General features: G+C 75.2%; 17 protein-coding genes. 10 read left to right on the top strand and 7 right to left on the bottom strand.

The window, feature by feature from the left end; genetic code table 11:
• Positions 1-51: 51 nt before the first annotated feature.
• The 5 genes from H299_RS0120845 to mug are packed head-to-tail and all read left to right on the top strand — an operon-like array spanning position 52 to position 5,290.
• Positions 52-1,398, top strand: a complete 1,347-nt coding sequence (locus tag H299_RS0120845) for a hemolysin family protein (protein ID WP_027749989.1) — start codon at positions 52-54, stop codon at positions 1,396-1,398.
• Positions 1,395-2,414, top strand: coding sequence for a hemolysin family protein (locus H299_RS0120840; RefSeq protein WP_027749988.1), 1,020 nt, complete (start codon positions 1,395-1,397; stop codon positions 2,412-2,414). The genes H299_RS0120845 and H299_RS0120840 overlap by 4 nt, the downstream gene beginning before the upstream one ends.
• A 36-nt stretch (positions 2,415-2,450) precedes the next feature.
• Positions 2,451-3,248: an SGNH/GDSL hydrolase family protein gene (locus H299_RS0120835; RefSeq protein WP_051262677.1), complete on the top strand. Its 798-nt coding sequence runs from the start codon at positions 2,451-2,453 to the stop codon at positions 3,246-3,248.
• A 21-nt stretch (positions 3,249-3,269) separates the two neighbouring features.
• Positions 3,270-4,700, top strand: a complete 1,431-nt coding sequence (gene purB, locus H299_RS0120830; protein WP_027749986.1) for an adenylosuccinate lyase — start codon at positions 3,270-3,272, stop codon at positions 4,698-4,700.
• Positions 4,697-5,290 carry a G/U mismatch-specific DNA glycosylase gene (gene mug / locus H299_RS0120825; protein ID WP_027750011.1) on the top strand — a complete coding sequence of 198 codons (594 nt, stop codon included), beginning with the start codon at positions 4,697-4,699 and terminating at the stop codon, positions 5,288-5,290. Before purB ends, mug begins: the two co-directional genes overlap by 4 nt.
• Here the strand turns inward: mug and H299_RS39240 are convergent.
• From H299_RS39240 to H299_RS35300, 3 genes are read right to left on the bottom strand one after another with little or no spacing between them, the layout of a single operon-like run.
• A complete protein-coding gene (locus H299_RS39240; RefSeq protein WP_037759861.1) occupies positions 5,262-5,690 on the bottom strand; it encodes a hypothetical protein in 429 nt (142 codons plus the stop codon). The two genes, mug and H299_RS39240, sit on opposite strands and share 29 nt — an antisense overlap.
• 40 nt (positions 5,691-5,730) lie before the next feature.
• Entirely contained in the window at positions 5,731-6,531 is an 801-nt protein-coding gene (locus H299_RS0120815) for an ABC transporter permease subunit (protein WP_078512906.1), read from the bottom strand.
• Between the two features lie 4 nt (positions 6,532-6,535).
• A complete protein-coding gene (locus H299_RS35300) occupies positions 6,536-7,285 on the bottom strand; it encodes an ATP-binding cassette domain-containing protein (protein ID WP_078512905.1) in 750 nt (249 codons plus the stop codon).
• A 117-nt stretch (positions 7,286-7,402) separates the two neighbouring features.
• Between H299_RS35300 and H299_RS35295 the strand changes: the two genes are divergently transcribed.
• The 3 genes from H299_RS35295 (at position 7,403) to H299_RS0120795 (ending at position 10,563) form a co-directional block, all read left to right on the top strand.
• A complete protein-coding gene (locus H299_RS35295; protein ID WP_106965835.1) occupies positions 7,403-8,686 on the top strand; it encodes a histidine kinase in 1,284 nt (427 codons plus the stop codon).
• Complete coding sequence (locus H299_RS0120800) at positions 8,683-9,333, top strand: response regulator transcription factor (RefSeq protein WP_027749984.1); 651 nt, start codon at positions 8,683-8,685, stop codon at positions 9,331-9,333. Before H299_RS35295 ends, H299_RS0120800 begins: the two co-directional genes overlap by 4 nt.
• 72 nt (positions 9,334-9,405) lie before the next feature.
• Positions 9,406-10,563 (top strand): ROK family protein, encoded by a 1,158-nt coding sequence (locus tag H299_RS0120795; RefSeq protein WP_027749983.1) that lies wholly within the window; start codon positions 9,406-9,408, stop codon positions 10,561-10,563.
• 115 nt (positions 10,564-10,678) lie between these two features.
• Here H299_RS0120795 and H299_RS0120790 read toward each other — a convergent pair whose 3' ends face one another.
• A complete protein-coding gene (locus tag H299_RS0120790) occupies positions 10,679-11,446 on the bottom strand; it encodes a GntR family transcriptional regulator (protein WP_027749982.1) in 768 nt (255 codons plus the stop codon).
• 198 nt (positions 11,447-11,644) lie between these two features.
• Here H299_RS0120790 and H299_RS0120785 point away from each other — a divergent pair, with 198 nt between their 5' ends.
• On the top strand, positions 11,645-12,415 hold the full coding sequence (locus tag H299_RS0120785; RefSeq protein ID WP_027749981.1) for an SDR family oxidoreductase: 771 nt from the start codon (positions 11,645-11,647) through the stop codon (positions 12,413-12,415).
• 5 nt (positions 12,416-12,420) lie between these two features.
• On the opposite strand, the gene H299_RS0120780 is transcribed toward H299_RS0120785, so the two are convergent.
• The 3 genes from H299_RS0120780 to H299_RS0120770 all read right to left on the bottom strand — a co-directional run bounded on the left by H299_RS0120780 (position 12,421) and on the right by H299_RS0120770 (position 18,250).
• Entirely contained in the window at positions 12,421-13,281 is an 861-nt protein-coding gene (locus tag H299_RS0120780) for an RNA polymerase sigma-70 factor (RefSeq protein WP_027749980.1), read from the bottom strand.
• Between the two features lie 116 nt (positions 13,282-13,397).
• On the bottom strand, positions 13,398-16,439 hold the full coding sequence (locus tag H299_RS35290; RefSeq protein WP_037759859.1) for a hypothetical protein: 3,042 nt from the start codon (positions 16,437-16,439) through the stop codon (positions 13,398-13,400).
• Complete coding sequence (locus H299_RS0120770; RefSeq protein ID WP_027749979.1) at positions 16,436-18,250, bottom strand: HSP90 family protein; 1,815 nt, start codon at positions 18,248-18,250, stop codon at positions 16,436-16,438. Before H299_RS0120770 ends, H299_RS35290 begins: the two co-directional genes overlap by 4 nt.
• Positions 18,251-18,412: 162 nt before the next feature.
• Here H299_RS0120770 and H299_RS0120765 point away from each other — a divergent pair, with 162 nt between their 5' ends.
• Positions 18,413-20,008 (top strand): alkaline phosphatase D family protein, encoded by a 1,596-nt coding sequence (locus H299_RS0120765; protein ID WP_027749978.1) that lies wholly within the window; start codon positions 18,413-18,415, stop codon positions 20,006-20,008.
• Positions 20,009-20,066 lie beyond the last annotated feature (58 nt).

Here is a 20,066-nt window from a genome sequence, read left to right as displayed (position 1 = left end):
CCGTCGCGCGATCCTCCCCGCATTGCCCGACCATGGGACGGAGGTGACCCGATGACCGAAGTGCTCCTGCTGTGCGTGGCACTCCTGCTCTCCCTGGCCTGCGGCTGCTTCGTCGCGGCGGAGTTCTCCCTGACGACGGTCGAGCGCAGCGAGCTGGAGAAGGCGGCTTCGAGCGGCGAGCGCGGCGCCCGGAGCGCGCTGAAGGCGGTCACCTCGCTCACCTTCCAGCTCTCCGGCGCCCAGCTCGGCATCACGGTCACCAACCTGGTGATCGGCATGCTCGCCGAGCCCTCGATCGCCAAGCTCATCGCCGGGCCGGTGAAGTCCCTGGGGGTGCCGGAGTCGGCCACCTCCTCGGTCGCCCTGGTCCTGGGCACGGCGCTGTCGACCGTGGTCGTGATCGTCGTCGGCGAGCTGGTGCCGAAGAACTGGGCGATCTCTCGGCCGCTGCCGGTCGCCCGCCACGTCGCCACCCCGCAGCGCCTCTTCTCGGCCGCCTTCCGCCCGCTGATCCGGCACCTGAACAACAGCGCCAACCGCATCCTGCGGCGGCTCGGGCTGGAGCCCACCGAGGAACTGGCGTCCGCCCGCTCCCCGCAGGAGCTGGTGGCACTGGCGCGGCACTCCGCCAAGGAGGGCGCGCTGGAGCCGGACACCGCCGACCTGTTCGTCCGCACGCTGCACCTGGCCGAGCTGACCGCGCAGAACGTGATGACCCCGCGCGTGCAGGTCACCGCGCTGGAGGCGCAGGCGAGCGCCGAGGACGTGGCGAACGCGACCCGTGCCACCGGCCTCTCTCGCTTCCCCGTCTACCGGGGCAGCCTGGACACCGTCGTGGGCATCGTGCGGATCAAGGACGTGCTGCCGGTACCCGCCGCGCAGCGGCCCCGCCGCCCCGTGACGGAGCTGATGCGCGAACCGCTGCTGGTCCCCGAGTCGCTGACCGTGGACCGGCTGCTGGACCGCCTGCCCGGCGGAGACCGCAGCATCGCCGTCGTCATCGACGAGTACGGCGGCACCGCCGGGGTGGTCACCCTGGAGGACATCATCGAGGAGGTCGTCGGCGAGGTGCGCGACGAGCACGACCCGCTGGAGACGCCGGACCTGGCCCCGGCGGGCGAGGACCCGCTGGGGCGCAGGCTCGTCGACGCGGACGGCGCCGCCCGTACCGACGAACTGGAGCGGATCGGGCTGCGCGTGCCGGAGGGGCCGTACGAGACGCTGGCCGGGCTGGTGGCCGCCGAGCTGGGCCGGATACCGGCCGAGGGCGACGTTCTGCGGGTCGCGGACTGGCGGATCGAGGTCCTGGACGCGAGCGGGCGGCGGGCGGCCCGGGCCCGGCTCACCGCGCCGCTGCCCGCCGAGGAGGCCGCGAGCGGCGAGGAGACGTGGCGATGACCGTGATCCAGGCGCTGGTGGGCGTACTGACCCTGGTGGTCAACGCCTTCTTCGTGGGCGCCGAGTTCGCGATGATCTCGGTGCGGCGCAGCCAGATCGAGCCGCACGCCGAAGCCGGCGACCGGCGCGCGCGCAGCGTGCTGTGGGGGCTGGAGCACGTCTCCGCACTGCTGGCGACGGCGCAGCTGGGCATCACCCTGTGCAACCTGGTGCTGGGTGTGGTCGCGGAGCCGCTCATCGCCCACCTGCTGGAGCCGGTGTTCCACTCCGCCGGGGTGCCGGACGGGATGAGCCACCTGATCTCCTTCGCCATCGCCCTGGCCCTGGCGACGTATCTGCACATGCTCTTCGGCGAGATGGTGCCCAAGAACATCGCGCTGGCCGAGCCGCGGCGCACGGCGCTGCTGCTGGGACCGCCGCTGGTCACGCTCTCGCGCGCGCTGCGCCCGGTCGTCTTCACCGTCAACGCCTTCGCGAACGGGCTGCTGAAGCTGCTGCGCGTGGAGCCGAGGGACGAGGTCGAGTCGACGTTCTCGGACGACGCGCTGGCCCGCATGGTCGCGGACTCCTCGGAGGCCGGGCTGCTGGACGACCGCTCGACCGAGCGCCTGCGCGACGCCCTGGACCTGGGCCGCAGGCCCGTCTCCGAGGTCGCCCGCCCGCTGGAGCGTGCGGTGACCGCCCCGCTGGGCGTCACCCCCGAGGAGCTGGAGCAGCTCTCGGCCCGCTCGGGCTTCTCCCGCTTCCCCGTGGTCGACCCGGCGGGCCGGGCGCTGGGCTACGTGCACGTCAAGGACGCGCTGGACGCCACCCCGCGCGAGGAGCCGTTCCCGCTGGCGGCCATGCGGCCCATCGCGCTCGTGCGGGAGTCGATGCCGCTGGACGACGTGCTGGGGGCGATGCGGGGCAGCGGCACCCACCTGGCCGCGGTGATCGGCCCGGACGGGCGCGCGGCCGGGCTGGTCACCATGGAGGACGTGCTGCGGGAGCTGGTGGGCCGTCCGCTGAAGGGCTGACGCGGGGCGCGCGGGCGCGGTTATCCTGGTGCCGTCATGGACAGCGACACCACCGCGGACGCCGCCGCGGACCTCACCGCACCCCGTATCAGCAGCTTCATCGCTCTGGGCGACTCCTTCACCGAGGGCATGTCGGACGCCCTCCCGGACGGTACGTACCGGGGCTGGGCCGACCTGCTGGCCGCCCGGCTCGGCGCCCGCGACCCCGGCTTCCGCTATGCCAACCTGGCCGTGCGCGGCAAGCTGATGCGGCAGATCGCCGAGGACCAGGTCGGGCCCGCCGCCGCGATGGGCGCCGACCTGGTCACGCTCGTGGGCGGGCTCAACGACACGCTGCGGCCCAAGTGCGACATGGCCCGGGTGTGCGGCCTGCTGGAGGAGTCGGTGGCCACGCTGGCCCCCAGCTGCAAGCAGCTGGTGCTGATGCGCAGCCCCGGCCGCCGGGGCCCGGTGCTGGAGCGCTACCGGGACCGGATGGAGGCGCTCTTCGGCTTCATCGACGAGCTGGCGCTGCGGCACGGCGCGCTGGTGGTCGACCTGTACGCGTCCGAGCCGCTGGGCGACCCGCGGATGTGGGCCGACGACCGGCTGCATCTGACCGACGAGGGCCACCGCCGGGTCGCGGAGGCCGTGTGGCAGCGGCTGGGGCACCCGGCCGAGTCCGACTGGGACGGGCCGCTGCCGCCCGCCAACGCGCCGGGCTGGCCGGTGCGGCGCCGCGCGGACCTGCGCTTCACCCGCGAGTTCCTGCTGCCCTGGGTCGGCCGCCGGCTCACCGGCCGCTCCTCCGGGGACGGCCGCTCCCCCAAGCGGCCCGACCTGGGTCCGGTCTGACCGCACCGTAGAATCGCGCGGGTGACAGACAAGCCCCGCATTCCGAACGTCCTGGCCGGCCGCTACGCCTCCACCACGCTGGCCCTCCTGTGGTCCCCCGAGAGCAAGGTGACGCTGGAGCGGCGGCTGTGGCTCGCCGTGCTGCGGGCGCAGCAGGACCTGGGCATCGAGGTCCCCGAGACCGCCGCGGCCGACTACGAGCGGGTGCTGGAGCAGGTCGACCTGGCCTCCATCGCGGAACGCGAGCGGGTCACCCGGCACGACGTGAAGGCCCGTATCGAGGAGTTCAACGCGCTCGCCGGGCACCAGCAGATCCACAAGGGCATGACCTCACGCGACCTGACGGAGAACGTCGAGCAGCTCCAGATCCGGCTGTCCCTGGAGCACGTACGGGACCGTACGGTCGCGCTGCTGGCGCGGCTGGGCAAGCTGGCGGCCGAGCACGCCGGACTGGTGATGGCCGGGCGCTCGCACAACGTCGCCGCGCAGGCGACGACGCTGGGCAAGCGCTTCGCCTCCGCGGCCGACGAGCTGCTGGCCGGATACGAGCGGCTGGAGGACCTGCTGGGCCGCTACCCGCTGCGCGGCATCAAGGGCCCGGTCGGCACCGCCCAGGACATGCTGGACCTGCTGGGCGGCGACACGGCGAAGCTGGCCGAGCTGGAGCGGCGGATCGCCGCGCACCTGGGCTTCCCGCGCACCCTCACCTCGGTCGGGCAGGTCTATCCGCGCTCGCTGGACTACGACGTGGTCACCGCGCTGGTGCAACTGGCCGCCGCGCCGTCCTCGCTGGCCCGCACGATCCGGCTGATGGCCGGGCAGGAGCTGGTCACCGAGGGGTTCCAGGAGGGCCAGGTCGGCTCGTCCGCGATGCCGCACAAGATGAACACACGCTCGTGCGAGCGCGTCAACGGTCTCGCGGTGATCCTGCGCGGCTACGCTTCGATGACCGGCGAACTGGCGGGCGACCAGTGGAACGAGGGCGACGTCTCCTGCTCCGTGGTGCGCCGGGTCGCCCTGCCGGACGCCTTCTTCGCCTTCGACGGCCTGGTGGAGACCTTCCTGACGGTGCTGGACGAGTTCGGCGCCTTCCCCGCCGTCGTCGCCCGCGAGCTGGACCGCTTCCTGCCGTTCCTGGCCACCACCAAGGTGCTGATGGGAGCGGTGCGCGTGGGAGTCGGCCGGGAGTCGGCGTACGCGGCCATCAAGGAGCACGCGGTCGCCGCCGCGCTGGAGCTGCGGCAGGGCGCCGAACGCAACGGACTGCTGGACAAGCTGGCGGCGGACGACCGGATTCCGCTGGACCGGGGGCAGTTGGACGCGCTGATGGCCGACCGGCTCTCCTTCACCGGCGCGGCGGCCGACCAGGTGGCCGCGGTGACCGCCCGGATCGAGGACGTCGTCAAGCGGCACCCGCAGGCCGCCGCGTACACACCGGGGTCGATCCTCTGACGCGCCGCGACCGGCCCGCGCCGCCGACCCGCGCCGAGCGCGAGGCGGCGCGCGGCCGGCTGGTCCCCGATGTGGCGGCAGCCGGGCTGCGGGTGCTCTTCTGCGGCATCAACCCCGGTCTGTGGTCGGCCGCGACCGGACACCACTTCGCCCGCCCCGGCAACCGCTTCTGGCCCGTGCTGCACGCCGCCGGGTTCACCCCCGTGCGCCTGGAGCCGTGGCAGGAGCGCGAACTGCTGCCGCTGGGGCTGGGCATCACCAACGTCGTGGCCCGGGCGAGCGCGCGGGCGGACGAACTGGGCGGCGCGGAGTACCGCGAGGGCGGGCGGTTGCTGGAGGAGAAGGTGGAGCGCCTCCGACCGGAATGGCTCGCGGTGGTCGGAGTGACCGCCTACCGGGCGGCGTTCGAGGACCGGCGGGCCCAGATCGGCCCGCAGGAGCGGACCATGGGTCACGGCACCCGGATCTGGGTGCTGCCCAACCCCAGCGGGCTCAACGCCCACTGGACGCTGGAGACGATGGCGCAGGAGTACGGGCGGCTGCGCCGCGCGGCGGGCGGGCTCAGCCGCCCGGCGGCGGAGGCGCCGTGATCGGGGCCGACGGCGCGTCACCGGCCGCGGCCACCAGCTGGATCGGCTGCTCCTGGCCGTGCCGGCCGATGCCCACACCCAGCCAGCGGCCGTCCGCACCGGTGCGCCACACCCACAGCGACCGCACGTAGCCGCAGATCGCCGCCACCGGCTCGGGGGCCGCCGCGCCGTCCAACTGGCGCATCAGGTGGGCGGTCAGGTCGAGCGGGACGGCCTCGCCCCACCGCTGCGACAGCAGCGTCACCAGTGCCTCGCAGTCGGTCTCGAAGGCCGCCTCGGCCTCCGGCCGCGCGGTCCCGTCGTCCTCCCAGAACGCCTCGCTGGTACGCAGGTCGACCACCGCAGGCCCGGTGCGGGCCAGCAGGAGGTCTATCGCCGCCAGGTGCGCTGCCAGATGCATGACTCCAGTAAACCGCGCCCTACCGACAGTTGACGCGGGCTCAGGCGTCGCGGCGGCGCAGCGCCGCCCAGCCCGCGCCGACGGCGAGTGCCGTCCACCCGGCCATGACCGCCATCCCCGGCCAGGCGCCGAGCGTGCCCTCCGGATCGGGATGCAGGATCTGCTGCCCGGCCTGGCCCGGCAGGAACTGGATCACCGCGCTCTCGGTGCCCAGCACCGGCGCCAGCAGGAACAGCAGCGGGACGAGTACGCCCAGCGCGGCGACCGGGCCCCGCACCACCGCGGCGGTGCCCGCCGACAGCAGCGCCAGCAGGGCGAGGTGCAGGGCGCAGCCGACGAGGGCGCGCACCGCGCCGGGTGCGCCCAGATCCGTGCCGTCGTCCCCCAGCAGTGCCTGGCCGCCCGCGAACGACGCCATGGCGGTGAACACCCCGGCGGCCAGGGCGAGTCCGCCGATGACGGCGAGCTTGCCGAACAGCAGGAGACCACGCCGGGGCACGGCCGCCAGCGAGAGCCGGATGCCGCCGTGGCTGTACTCGGAGGTGACCGCGAGCACGCCGAAGGAGACGGCGGCGATCTGTCCGAAGGGCAGTCCGTAGAAGGAGTGGGAGACCGGTTCGAAATCGTCCCCGCTGCCGCCCGATCCGTCGTGGAGACCGCAGGCGAGCAGGCTGGCGCAGGTGCTGCCGAGCAGCAGCGCCAGCAGGGCGGCGCAGAGCGCGCGCACGGAGCGGATCTTGGCCCATTCGGAGCGCAGGACGGGCCGCACCGCCGCGGCGGCGGGACCGGCGGCGGAGCGGGGCCGGGCAGCGGAGGCGGTGCGGGGCTGTGGGGCAGGCATGAGGTCAGGCTCCCTTCGCACGGTAGGTCGTCGCGTCCTCGGTCAGCCGCAGGTAGGCGCGTTCCAGGGACGGTTCGCCGCCGCCCGTACCGCCGTGCTCGCCGACGAACTCCGCCAGCGGCGCGTCGGCCAGCAGTCGGCCTCGGCCGAGCACGACCAGGTGGTCGGCGAAGCGTGCCGTCTCCCCCATCTGGTGGCTGGAGACGAGCACCGCGCGGCCCTCCGCCGCGAGTTGCCGCAGGAGCCCGCGAATCCAGACGATGCCCTCCGGGTCGAGGCCGTTGCCCGGCTCGTCGAGCAGCAGCACGGGCGGGTCGCCCAGCAGCGCGGCGGCGATGCCCAGCCGCTGGCGCATGCCGAGCGAGAAGGTGCGCACGCGCCGCCGGGCGGCGCTCTCCAGCCCGGTGCGGGCCAGCACCTCGCCGATCCGGGACGCAGGGATGCGGTTGCTCAGCGCCAGGGTCAGCAGGTGCCCGTACGCGGTGCGGGCGGGGTGGGCGGCTCCCGCGTCGAGCAGGGCGCCGACGCGGCGCAGCGGCTGGGCGTACGAGGCGTAGGGCCGGCCGCCGACCAGGGCGCGCCCCGAGGTGGGCCGGTCCAGCCCGAGGACCAGCCGCATCGTGGTGGACTTTCCGCTGCCGTTGGGACCCAGGAAGCCGGTCACCCGCCCCGGGTCCACCGTGAAGCTGAGGTCGTCGACGGCGGGCACCGCGCCGTAGCGCTTGGTGAGTCGCTCGATCTCTATCGAAATCATGGGCCCAGGCTGGCGGGTCGGGGCGGGCAGGCGCTTCCCCCGCGGGCGGGCCCGGCCTCCCCCGGCCGGGGGAGGTGGCGGGCGGCGCGGGCCTGGCAGGATGACCGGGTGCCACCGATCCGCACCCTGCTCGGTCCCCTCGCCCGTGCCGTCACCTACACCCGCTGGCTCCATCTGCTGCTGGGCGGGGCGGGCGCCGCCGTCTGCGGCATGGTCTTCCCCGGCCTGGACGACGCCGGGAGCGCACGGTCGCTGTGGGTCTTCGCGGCAGTGGTGCCGGTGGCCGTGTGCGCGGCGCTGGTGCCGGGGATGCGGCTGGCCGAGGGGCTCCAGGCCAGACTGATGCTGCTGCCGGGGCCGCACGCGCGGCACGCGGCACCCGCGGGCGGGGATGCCGAGGGCGCTCCGGACCCCGGCGCGGCGCGTATCTCGGCGGCCCCTTCGGCGTCCTGGCCGGACCGTCGGCGTACCGCGCTGTGGCTGCTGCTGCGGATCGAGGCGGGCGCCTGTGTCGCGCTGGTCAGCGTCCTGTTGCCGTCCCTCTCGCTGTCCCTGCTCAACGCCGGGTTCGGTGGCGCGCCGGACGGCGGCGGCACGGTGCCCGTCGCGGGTCACCACTGGTGGTACGTGCCGCTGGCTCTGCTGCCGCTCGCCGCCCTGGCGGCCGTGGTGACGGGCGCGGGCGCGGGGATGTGCGCGGCGGCGCACCGGCTGCTGGGCCCCTCGGCGGCGGAGCGGCTGGCCGAGCTGGAGGAGCGCAACGAGCGGCTGCTGGAGCGCGGGCGGCTCGCCCGCGAGCTGCACGACTCGATCGGTCACGCGCTGACCGCCGCCGTCGTGCAGTCCGGCGCGGCGCGGGCCTCGGGCTCGCCGGAGTTCACCGGACGGGCGCTGGTGGCCATCGAGGAGACCGCGCGCGACGCCCTGGAGGACCTGGAACGGGTGCTGCGGCTGCTGCGCGAGGGGACGCCTCCTGCGGGCGAGCGGCCGGGCCTGACGCAGGCGGAGCGGCTGTGGGACTCGGCGCGCGCGGCCGGAGCCACCGTACGGCCGCGGGTGACCGGGGACCTGGCCGCGCTGCCCGGCCCCGTCTCCCGCGAGGGCTACCGCATCGTCCAGGAGGCGCTGACGAACGTGCTGCGGCACGCGGGCCCGGTGGTCGTCTCTCTCGACATCACCGCACACCCCCGCACGCTCGAACTGGACGTACGCAGCCCGCTGCCCGGCCCGGCCGCCCCACCCGGCACCGGCAGCGGGCTGCGCGGCATCCGGGAGCGCGCGGCGCTGCTGGGCGGCGAGGCCGAGGCAGGCCCCTGCGGCGACGGGTGGCGGGTCCACGCCCGGCTGCCGCTGGACGGTGCCGGGGCCGGCGGCGGCGCCCGCCGGGGAGCGCGCCGATGACGGTGACGGTCCTGCTGGTCGACGACGAGGAGCTGGTGCGCACCGGACTCCGCGCGATCCTGGAGGCGCAGCCCGATCTGCGGGTGGTCGGCGAGGCCGCGGACGGCGCGGCCGTCGTGCCGCTGGTGCGCCGCCTCCGGCCGGACGTGGTGGCGATGGACGTGCGGATGCCCCTGATGGACGGCATCGAGGCGACCCGCGCCGTGCTGGCGTCCGTGCCGGACCCGCCCAAGATCCTCGTGGTGACGACGTTCGAACAGGACGAGTACGTCTACCGGGCGCTGCGGGCGGGTGCCGACGGTTTTCTGCTCAAGCGGGCCCGTCCGGCCGAGATCGTGCATGCCGTGCGCCTGATAGCCGAGGGCGGCTCGCTGCTCTTCCCGGCCGCCGTACGGGAGCTGGCCGCCGCGTACGGGAACCCGGCCGCGCGTGCGGCGCTGGAGCGGGCGGGCCTCACCGAGCGCGAGCGGGAGGTGCTGCTGCTGATCACCCGGGGGCTGGCCAATGCCGAGATCGCCCGGCAGCTCTACCTCGGCACCGAGACGGTCAAGTCGCACGTCAGCTCCGTGCTCGCGAAACTCGGCGCCCGCGACCGGGTGCAAGCGGTGATCACTGCCTACGAATCGGGCTTCGTCGCACCAGGCTGATGTCCCGGCACTCGCCGTGACCTGCTGTAGCGGATAACATCCGGCACACATGCACAGCCAGGGAGGCGGACGTTGGGGAGGCTCACCGGCGGGGACCCGTCCCTGCTGCGCAGGATCAACTCCGCGGTCGTGCTGCGCGCGCTGCGCGGCACGGACCGGCCGCCGACCCTGACCTACACGGATCTCGTGCACGGCACCGGGCTCTCCCGGCCCACCGTCGAGGGTGTCGTGGAGGGCCTGATCGAGTCCGGGCTGGTCGCGGAGGCCGTGGACGAGGGCGGTGACGCGCGGCGCGGGCGGCCCGCGCGCCGGTTCCGCTTCCGGGCCGAGGCGGGCCATCTGCTGGGCATCGAGATCGGGCCGCACCGCATCGCCGCCGTGCTCTCCGACCTGACCGGCCGGTTCACCGCCACGGTCGCCCGCGAGGTGGGTGAGACGGCCACGGCCGACGAGCGCCTGGAGCGGGTGCGCGGGGCCGTCGCGGATCTGCTGCGCCGCGCGGAGGTCTCGCGCGATTCGCTGCTGGCGGTGGGCGTGGGCTCACCGGGCATCGTCCAGGCCGACGGCAGCGTGCGGCTGGGCACCGCGCTGCCGGGCTGGACGGGGCTGCCGCTGAAGGAGCGGCTGCGCCGCTCCTTCCGGTGCCCGGTGCTGGTGGAGAACGACGCGAACGCCGCCGCGCTGGCCGAGCACTGGAAGGGCGCCGCCATCGACTCCGACGACGTGGTGTTCGTCCTCGCCGGGCTCAGCCCGGGCGCGGGCGCGCTCATCGGCGGCAGGCTGCACCGCGGCTTCGGCGGCGCGGCAGGCGAGATCGGGGCGCTGCACCTTCTGGGCCGGGAGGCCCGGCCGGAGAACCTGCTGTCCACCACCGGCGAACCGCTGCACCCGCTGGACGAGGCGGCGGTGGCGCGGGTGTTCGCCCTGGCACGGAAGGGCGACGCGCGGGCCCGGGAGGCGGAGGAGCGCTTCATCCGGCGGCTGGTGCACGACGTCGCGGCCCTGGTGCTGGCGCTCGATCCGGAGCTGGTGGTGGTCGGCGGCTGGGCGTCCGGGCTGGACGGCGTACTGCCGCCGCTGCGGGCCGAGCTGGAGCGCTTCTGCCTGCGCCCGCCCCGGGTCACGCTCTCCCTCCTGGGGGAGGCGGCGGTCGCGACCGGGGCGCTGCGGGTGGCGCTCGACCATGCGGAGGCGCAGCTGTTCACCGTGGAGGGCACGGGCGTCAGCTGAGGCGTACGGCCGGGGCGCACGCGGGCAGGCGCGCGAGCGAGCCCGTGCGTACGGGGCCCGGTGCGCGCGGCGGTGGGCCCGGGAGGCCGGGGAGGAACCCGGCCCGTCCCGGGTGTCAGCTCGCCATCAGGGCCACCGGGTCGGCTTCGCCGAAGGTGAGCCGGCAGGTGTCGGCGCGGTAGGTGGAGACGGCGACGGCGACGGTGCGGCCGGCCGCGAAGTACCGGGTGGTGACCACCAGGACCGGCGCACCGGGCAGCCGGTCGAGCTGACGGGCGTCGTCCGCGTGCGCGGAGCCCAGCTCCACCGCGCGGTCCTGGCCCTCCAGATCCAGCTGGTGCAGCGCGCGCACCAGGTCCCGTGCGCGCACGGAGTTCTCGGCGGCGTCCACGGTCTCCTCCGGCGCCGCGGCGGCGGAGAGCACGGCGGACACGGCATCGGCCGGTATGTAGAGCAGCTCGGTGGCGACGGGCTGGCCGTGGCCCATCCGCGTCCGCCGCACGGCGTGCACCCAGGCGTCGGGAGCGGTGGCCAGCAGGCGGGCGACGGAGGCGGGCGGGGCGACGGCCTCGCAGCCCTCGACCTCCCATTCGTCGGCGGGCGGTCCGGGCCGGGTGTCACGCACCGGGCCCACGTCCACGCCGACCCGGGGCGGGGCGACGGTGGTGCCCACCCCGCGCCGCCGGTGCAGCCGCCCCTCCAGCTCCAGCTGCTCCAGCGCCTGCCGCAGCGTCGCGCGCGCGACGCCGAAACGAGCCGCCAGATCGCGCTCGTTCGGCAGGATCTCGCCGACGGAGAACTCGGAGTCGAGTGCGTCGGTCAACACGGTCCGCAGGTGCCAGTACTTCGGCTCCGGCGCCGTCTCCAGCTGCGTGGTCCCCACCCTTGCCTCCGCAATCACCGTGTGCCCAGCGCGAGTTGCGCCGGATTTACTTCTGGTTCTTTATTAAAGGTTCTTTCTTATGGGTGTGACTTTATGGCCACCCCAGAGCTTGGTCAAGACCAATAGGGACGTCTTTCGCCCTTGCCGCGCACTCCGCGTGATGAAACGATCGATCATCGTTCATTCTGGAGGAATTGCATGGCACCCCGGTCACAGCAGAACCAACAACAGGTCACCATCGTCACCGGCGGCAGCCGCGGTATCGGCGCTGCGACGGCGGTGCGGCTGGCCCGCGCGGGCCACCACCTCGGCATCGGCTACGAGCGCAGCGCGGAGGCGGCCCGGCAGACGGTCGGCGCCGTCCGCGCGGCGGGCGGCGAGGCGGTCGCCGTCCAGCTGGACACCAGTGACGAGGAGCAGGTCGACGCCCTGTTCAGCACCGTCCAGGACGCCCTGGGCCCGGTCACCGGCCTGGTCGCCAACGCGGGGATCAGCGGGCCGCTGGGCCGCTTCACCGAGACCCCCGCCGAGGTGATGCGCCGGGTCGTCGAAGTGAACGTGACGGGCACCGTGCTGTGTACGCGCCGGGCCGCGCTGGCCATGTCGCGCCGGCACGGCGGCACCGGCGGCGCGATCGTGACCCTCTCCTCCGCCGCCGCCACTCTGGGCAGCCCCGGGGAGTACGTGCACTACGCGGCGACGAAGGCCGCCGTCGACGCCCTGACCGTCGGCCTGGCCAAGGAGCTGGGCCCGGACGGCGTGCGGGTCAACTCCGTGCAGCCCGGCGCGGTGCTCACGGACATGCACGCCGCCATGGGCGACCCGGACCGGCCCTGGAAGAAGGCGGACACGACGCCGCTGCGGCGGCCGGGCGAGCCGATGGAGATCGCGCACGCGGTGGCCTGGCTGCTCTCGCCGGAGGCGTCCTTCACCACCGGTGCGATCCTGCGCGTCTCCGGCGGCAGCTGAGCGGCCTACGCCTCCAGGCGCGCGAGCTTGTCCGGATTGGCCAGCAGGTAGACGGTCTGCACGAGGCCGTCCGCCACGTCGAGCACCAGCGCCGCGTACGGGCGTCCCCCGCTGGTGGCCAGGAGCGCGACGGCGCCGTTCAGCTCCAGCGTCCGGAAGCCGGTGTCCGGCGGGCCCGTACCGGCGACGGAGGCCAGGAAGCGTCCCACCTTGTCCGCCGAGACGAGGGTGCGCAGCGGCGCCCTGGCCTTCCCGCCGCCGTCGCCGCGCAGCCGCACGTCGGGGGCGAGGACGGCCAGCAGCCCCTCCAGGTCCCCGGCCAGCGACGCGGCCAGGAAGCGCTCGGTCAGGTCGCGCTGCTGCGCCGGGTCGACCTCGAAGCGCGGCTTGCGCTGCTCCACGTGCCTGCGGGCGCGGATGGCGAGCTGCCGTACGGCCGACTCGCTCCGGTCCAGCGTGGTGGCGATCTCGGCGTGCGGGAAGCCGAACGCCTCGCGCAGCACGAACACCGCGCGCTCCAGCGGCGAGAGCGACTCCAGCACGACCAGGACGGCGAGGGAGACGGACTCGGCGAGCACCACGCGCTCGGCGGTGTCCGGCACGCGCGGCGAGTGCAGGTCGGTGACCAGCGGCTCGGGGAGCCACGGCCCCACGTACGCCTCGCGCCGTGCCTGTACCTGGCGCAGGCGGTCGACGGCCAGCCGGGTGGTGACGCGCACGAGGTAGGCGCGCGGCTCCCGGACGGCCTCGCGGTCGGCCGCGGACCAGCGCAGCCAGGCGTCCTGAACGACGTCCTCGGCATCGGCCACCCGCCCGAGCATGCGGTAGGCCACGCCCGCCAGCACCGGCCGGTGCTCCTCGAAGATCCGGGCCGGAGCGTCGCCGCCGGGGCTCGCGCCCGCATCCGCATCAGCCGCGGTGCCGTCGCGGACCTTCGCCCTGGTGTCCTCCGCTGCCACCAGGTCATCATCGCACCCGGCGCTCACCTCGCCGGACGGGTCTGGGCCGCGCCTGCGGCCTCCAGCAGCACGGCGGCCTCCTCGCGGCGCCCCGCGAGAGCGCCCTTGGTGGCGGCGGCGCCCTCCGGGCAGAGGTCCAGCACCTGGCGGGCGCGGTCGGCCGCGGCGGCGCCGCGGCCGAGGTCCACCTCCAGCCGGCCCGCCATGAGCAGGGTGCCGGTACGGGCCGCCAGGCCGGTGTCCCCGCAGGCGGCGAAGGCGGTCAGGGCGTGGTCGGCGAAGACGACGGCCTCCTGGTGGACCGTCAGGCTCGCCTCGTACTTCCGGTCGGCCTGGCCGCCGTCGGCGCGCCGCTCGTCCGGCGGGCCGTCGGTGGTCTGCAGGAGGAGCTCGGCCGTCTGCCGGTAGCCCTGGCCCAGTTCCATGCGCAGGGCGATGCGCTCCTGCTCGCCGCGCGCGCCCTGGATGCCGGTCTCGGCCTCGGTCAGCGCGGCGCCCATCAGCTCGACGGCTCCGGGGACGTCTCCGCGGTCCACCGCGAGCCACGCCCGCGAGCGCAGCGACCGGATGACGGCGTGCGTCTCCCCCAGCGGGCGCCACAGCTTCTCGGCCCGCTCGTACGCCTCGCGGGCCTCGTCCGGGAGGTCGGCGCCGCCCAGCGCGTCGGCGGCGAGGTGGGCGAGCATGGCGTGGTCGTGCTGGTCCTCCCAGCCCTGGGCGACTTCGGCGGCCAGCAGGAACTGCTCGGCGGCGGCGCGGTGTTCACGGACGCCGTTCAGGGCCCGGCCCAGCCACCAGCGGGCCTGTACGAGGTCGCGCCGGAGGTCCTCCTCCTCGTCGGTTCCGGCGGCCTCGTGCTCCCCCTCCAGCAGATCGGGCAGGACGCCCTCCAGCACGGTCGCCGCCTCCTCCCAGCGGTCGAGGTCGAGCAGGCAGCCGCCGAGCCGCAGCCGGGCGGCGGCGCCCAGCCGGGCGCCCTCGCCGGCGGTGTCGGCCCAGTGCGCGGCCTCCAGGAGGCAGGTGGCCTCCTCGGTACGCCGCTCCTGCGCGCCGAGGGCGTCGGCCAGGACGAGGTGCAGGCGGGCGTTCTCGAGCGGAGTGAGCGTGCGGCCCTCCCGGTCGCCGGGGCCGCCGCTCCGGCCGGAGTCCGCGAGGGTCGCGCGCAGCGCGGCCTCGGCCTCGGCCGGGTCGCCCGCGGCCAGGAGCGCCCGGGCGCGGGCGAGTTCGGGCTCGGTGGCCTGCCAGGGGCGGCGGGCGGCGTGGAAGGTGCGGGCGGCCTCGTCCAGCAGCCGGGCCGCACCCGCGGCGTCGCCGAGCTGCCCGGCGAGCCGTCCGCGCGACTCGGTGGCCTCGGCGATGCGGGCGAGGACGCCCGGCTCGGCGCGGCGCGGGGCGGCGAAGGCCAGGAGTTCGACCAGCTCCGCGTCGAGCGCGGCGGCGGCCTGGCGGGGGTTCTCGGCGGTACCCAGGAGCGCGGCGCCCGCCCGTACGCGGGAGAGCAGCACGGCGGTGGCGTGCCGGGTGCTGGCGCGGCCCCGCGCGTGCAGCGAGACGGCCTCGGCGCACAGCGGGCCGAGGGTCTCCAGCGACTCCTCGGGGCTGCCCGCGAAGCTGTGGGCCAGCGCGGCGCGGGCCCGGCAGGCCAGGGCGTCGCCGTGCGCCTCGGCGGCGGTGAAGAGGGCCGCGGCCTCGGTGAACAGCGCGGCGCCCGCCGCCGGGTCGGTGCGGGCCAGCTCCATGGCGCGGTGGTCGAGCAACTCGGCCCGCTCGCCGCCGAGCAGCAGCGTGCCCTCGCGCTCCACCGCGTCCGCCAGTTCGCGCCAGTGCTCCCGGGCGGCTGGGTGGCCCGCTTCGCTGAGCCGCCGTGCCTCGGCGAGCAGGGCGCGCGGGTCGCCGGCCGGGCGCCGTGCGGCGGCGGGGGCGGGAGCGGCGGCGGGCGGGACGGGGCCCAGCGGGGCCGGGCGCAGCCCCAGCGGCAGCTGTCCGAGCAGGGGGGCCGCGGCCATCCGGGTGCGGGCGGCGTCGCTGACCGCGGTGCTGCCGTTGCGCTGGTCGAAGCGGGCGGCGACGGCCAGCGCCTCGTCCGCCGCGTGTTCGAGCAGGGTGACTGCGGTCCAGTCGCGCTCCGGCGGTCCGGGCACGGGGGCGGCGCTGTGGCCCAGTTCGGTGAGCCTGCGCATCAGCAGGGCGGTGCAGACCATCCAGTCGAGGTAGGTGTCGGGGTCGCCGGCGGGCTCCCAGTGACTTGTCTGCTCGGCCAGGATCTCCAGGCCGCGGGCCTCGTTGCCGGTGAGCGCGCAGAACTCCAGGTGCGCGGCGACCGCGTACCGCATGCTGGCCAGGGAACGCGCCATACGGTAGCCGCGCAGGTGGTTGGCGCGGGCGCGGGCGGTGTCGCCGAGCCGGAGCAGCGGCAGCAGTGAGGAGGCCAGTACGGCGTGCGGCTCGTGCAGGCAGCTGTGGTCGCCCCGGAGCACCGGCTCCCACAGCCGCAGCGCCTTGTCGTCGTCCCCCAGTTTCTCCTGCCAGCTGCCCTGCTCGTGCAGTTCGCAGGCGTGGCAGTCGCTCATCTCGTCGCGGTCCGCGGAGAGCCAGGCCGCGTAGGCGCGGGCGGCGCGGGGGCGGTCGCCGACGTGCCGGGCGATGGTGAACTCGCTCTGCCGCACGGCCCGTTCCGAGTGGCCCGCCAGCCGGTAGCGGTGTGCCATCTCCGACTGCCAGCCCTCGATGGACGCCAGCGGGATGTGCGGCTGGTCGAGCATGCCGCTGGAGACCCACTTGAAGATCCAGTGCAGGCGGTGGGCGGCGGCTTCGTCGAAGTCGCCGGGCGCCTCGTCCCACATGCGCAGGAGCCGGGAGAAGGGCACGAACGCCTTGTCGGACTCGGCGCTGAAGTTGTAGGCGCCGATGAGGTTGAGCAGGGCGGCGATGAGCAGCGGGCGGTCCCCGGTGGCCTCCGCGTCCGCGAGCAGTTCCTCGGCCCGGGCGTTGCGCGCGGCGCCTTCGGGCTCCTGGGCGCTCTCCGCGAGCGCGGCGCGGATGCGGTCGGGATGCGGTGGGTTCATCGGCCCTCCTCGGGCGGGGTCGGCTGGACGGCCCGGTCGAGCAGGCCCATGAAGGTGCGGTTGAGCAGGGCGGAGTCGGCGGGGCGCAGCGGGCGCTGTGCCCGCAGGAGCGCCTGGCCGTAGAGGGCTTCGACGGCGGTGCCGGTCAGTTCCGGGTCGCCGACGGCGGCCATCCGGCGCACCAGCGGGTTGAGGTGGTTCAGGACGAGGCGGGTACGCGCGGGGGAACCGCCGCGCAGCGATCCCAGGATGCCCGCCCACAGGTCGGAGGCCCGGTCCGCCTCCTCCGCCCGCGCCTGTTCGTGGCGGGCGGTGCGGTCGTCCAGGTGCAGTGCGGGGACGGCGACGGGGTGGAAGGCGCGCAGCACGGCGTCGCAGCCCAGTGGTTCGAGGGTGGCGCGGGCGGTGGTGAGGAAGGGGGCGAGGGCCAGCTCCTCGTCGGGGTCGACGGTGTCCAGGTGCGCGGTGACGGTGTCGTTGTCCAGTTCGGCCACGGTGGTGCCGGGTCTGGCCTGTGGCAGCAGTTCGACCAGGTCGCTGTCGTAGGTGTAGCCGCCGTTGACCACGCCGATGCCCTGCGCGGAGGCGATCGCGGCGACCTGGCGGAACTCCTCGACCGAGCGGGTGTAGTGCACGACGGGGTGCCGGCGGGCGAACTCCTCCAGCGACAGCTGCCCGTCGGTGGTCTCGAACGGCAGCCACGGAAGCATCAGTTCGAGCATTCCGGTGTCGTGCCGGGCCAGCGCCTTGACGCCCAGGCGGTGGACGGCGAGGAACTGGGCCAGCCGGTCCTGCTCGCCGGAGGCCAGCCGGGCGAGCCAGTCACGCACCCGGCCGCCGAGGGCCTCACGTACGGCCTCCAGGGTCTCGTCGGCGTAGAGGCTCTCGCGGGAGGCGGTGGGGCGCAGGGTGTCGGTGTCGATGACGCACCGGACGAAGAAGGCCCAGTCCGGCAGCAGGTCGTCGGCGCGGTCGGTGAGCAGCATGCCCTTGAGGTGCACGCGGTGGGCGCCGCGCTGCGCGGGGCTGACCGCGGAGGGCAGCACGTGGGCGATGCCGCGCACGCCCGCCAGGGGCACGTCCAGCTCGAAGGAGTCCAGCGGCGAGAAGCCGAAGGTGTCGTGGCAGTGCGCGGCGAGCGCGACGCGGCGGGCGGCGGGGCTGCGGTGTCCGCGCTCCCACACGGGCGGCAGGTCGGGGACGTGTTCGCCGTCCACGCGTACGTCGTAGGGCAGCAGCGAGCCGAAGTGCCTGGCCAGTTCGCGGACCCGGGCGGGCGCCAGCCATTCGCCGGTGCCTGGGCGGGCGGTCAGGTGCACCGTGGTGCCGGGTTCGGGGCGGGCGTCGGCGGGCAGGGTGCGCACGCCGTAGGAGCCGTCGTCGCGGGCCCGCCACTCGACGGGGGGCGCGTCCTTGTCGCGGGCGCTGCGGGAGACCACCCGGATCTCCTCGGCGACGACGAAGCAGGCGAGCAGGCCGATGCCGAACTGGCCGAGGAACTCGGCGCGGGCCGACTCGAGTCCGTCGCGCTTGGAGCTGCGGCCGATGGTGGCCAGCAGGCTGTGCACCTCGGCCTCGGTGAGGCCGATCCCGGAGTCCTCGACGCGCAGGGTGCCGTCCCCGGCGTGCAGGCGTACGGTGGCGGGCGCGCCGGGCTGGAGGGCGCGCCGGGCGGTGAGCGCGTCCACGGCGTTCTGGAGGAGTTCGCGCAGGTAGACGCGGGGGCTGGCGTAGAGGTGGTGGGAGAGCAGATCCACCAGTCCGCGCAGATCGACCTGGAAGGTGTGCGGCGGTATCTCTTCGGCAGTCATCGCAGGGAATCCTATGGCGGAGTTCCGGCCGTTCACCACGTGGACCATGCGCGTCCCTTCTTGCCCGCCCCGTGCGGGACCTACGATCCGGACTGTCACCCCGCAGCCGCGGCCTGCGCCGCGGCCGTGCCGTTCGCCGTCGCCGTACCGGGAGGCCGACCGATGACACGTCCCGAGCCCAGCCCGCTCCCCTCCCCCAGCCGGCGTGCGGTGCTCCGCGGCTCGCTGGCCGCGGCGGTCACCCTGCCGCCGGCGGGACTGCCGCTGCTCGCGGGCAGCGCGCCCGCGCAGGCGCTGGCCGGGCGCCCGGCGGCCCGCTGGGGGGTGCAGGCCGGTGACGTGACCACGTCCTCGGGGCTGGTGTGGGTGCGGTCGGACCGGCGCGCCCGGATGGTGGTGGAGACCTCGGCGACCGAGTCGTTCCGCCGGGTGCGCCGCTGGCGCGGTCCGCTGCTGGGGCCGGGGACGGACTTCACCGGTACGACGTCGCTGCGCGGCCTGCCCGCCGGCCGGCAGGTGCACTACCGGGTGCTGCTGGCCGACCCGGACGACCCGCGGCGCTCGGGCGAGCCGGTGCACGGCACCTTCCGCACCGCCCCGGACGACGGGTCCTCGGGGGTGCGCTTCCTGTGGTCGGGCGACCTGGCCGGGCAGGGCTGGGGCATCAACCCGGACCGGGGCGGCTATCCGGTGTTCGAGGAGATGCGGCGGCTGGACCCGGACTTCTTCCTGAACAACGGCGACACGATCTACGCGGACTCGCCGATCGCGGCGCGGGTGGAGCTGCCGGGCGGCGGGGTGTGGCGCAACGTCACGACCGAGGAGAAGTCGAAGGTCGCCGAGACGCTGGCGGAGTTCCGGGGCAACTTCCGCTACAACCTGCTGGACGAGAAGTTCCGCGCGTTCAACGCGCAGGTGCCCTCCGTGACGCAGTGGGACGACCACGAGGTGCACAACAACTGGTACCCGGGGCAGATCCTGGACGACCAGCGGTACACCGTCCGCGACGCCGACGTGCTCGCCGCGCGGGCGCTGCGCGCCTTCGGGGAGTACTTCCCCGTGCGCACCCTGCCGTCCGGCGACCGGGAGGGCCGGGTCTACCGCGTGGTGCGGCACGGCCCGCTGCTGGACGTGTTCGTGCTGGACATGCGCTCGTACCGGAACGCCAACTCGCCGGGCAGGCAGCCCCACGAGCGGCAGGGCATCCTGGGCGCGGAGCAGCTGCGCTGGCTCAAGCGGGAGCTGTCCCGCTCGCGGGCGGTGTGGAAGGTGATCGCCTCGGACATGCCGCTGGGCCTGACCGTCAAGGACGGGGCGACGGACTTCGAGGCGGTGGCGCAGGGCGATCCGGGCGCGCCGCTGGGCCGCGAGCTCCAGTTCGCGGAGCTGCTGCGGCACGTCAAGCACCGGCGGATCACCGGCACCCTCTGGCTCACCACGGACGTGCACCACACCTCGGCGCAGCACTACGCGCCGGAGCGGGCGGCGTTCGGGGACTTCGCGCCCTTCTGGGAGTTCGTCTCCGGGCCGCTGAACGCGGGCGGCTTCCCGGCGCTGAAGCTGGACGGCACCTTCGGCCCGCGGCAGGACTTCGTACGGGCGCCGACGGAGGCGAACGTGCCGCCGTCGCGGGGCGGCCAGTACTTCGGGCAGGTCGACATCGACGGGGCGAGCGGAGATCTGACGGTGCGGCTGCGCGAGCAGGGCGGCGGCGTGCTCTACACGAAGGTCCTGCGGGCGGGCCTGATCGGGCAGTGACGGCGCCCCGCCCGGGGAGCGCCGGCTGCGACGGATCTCACAGAAGGGCGGAAAGGGT

It is taken from the genome of Streptomyces sp. CNH287 (assembly GCF_000424825.1).
This window is presented reverse-complemented; position numbering and strand designations above follow the sequence as displayed.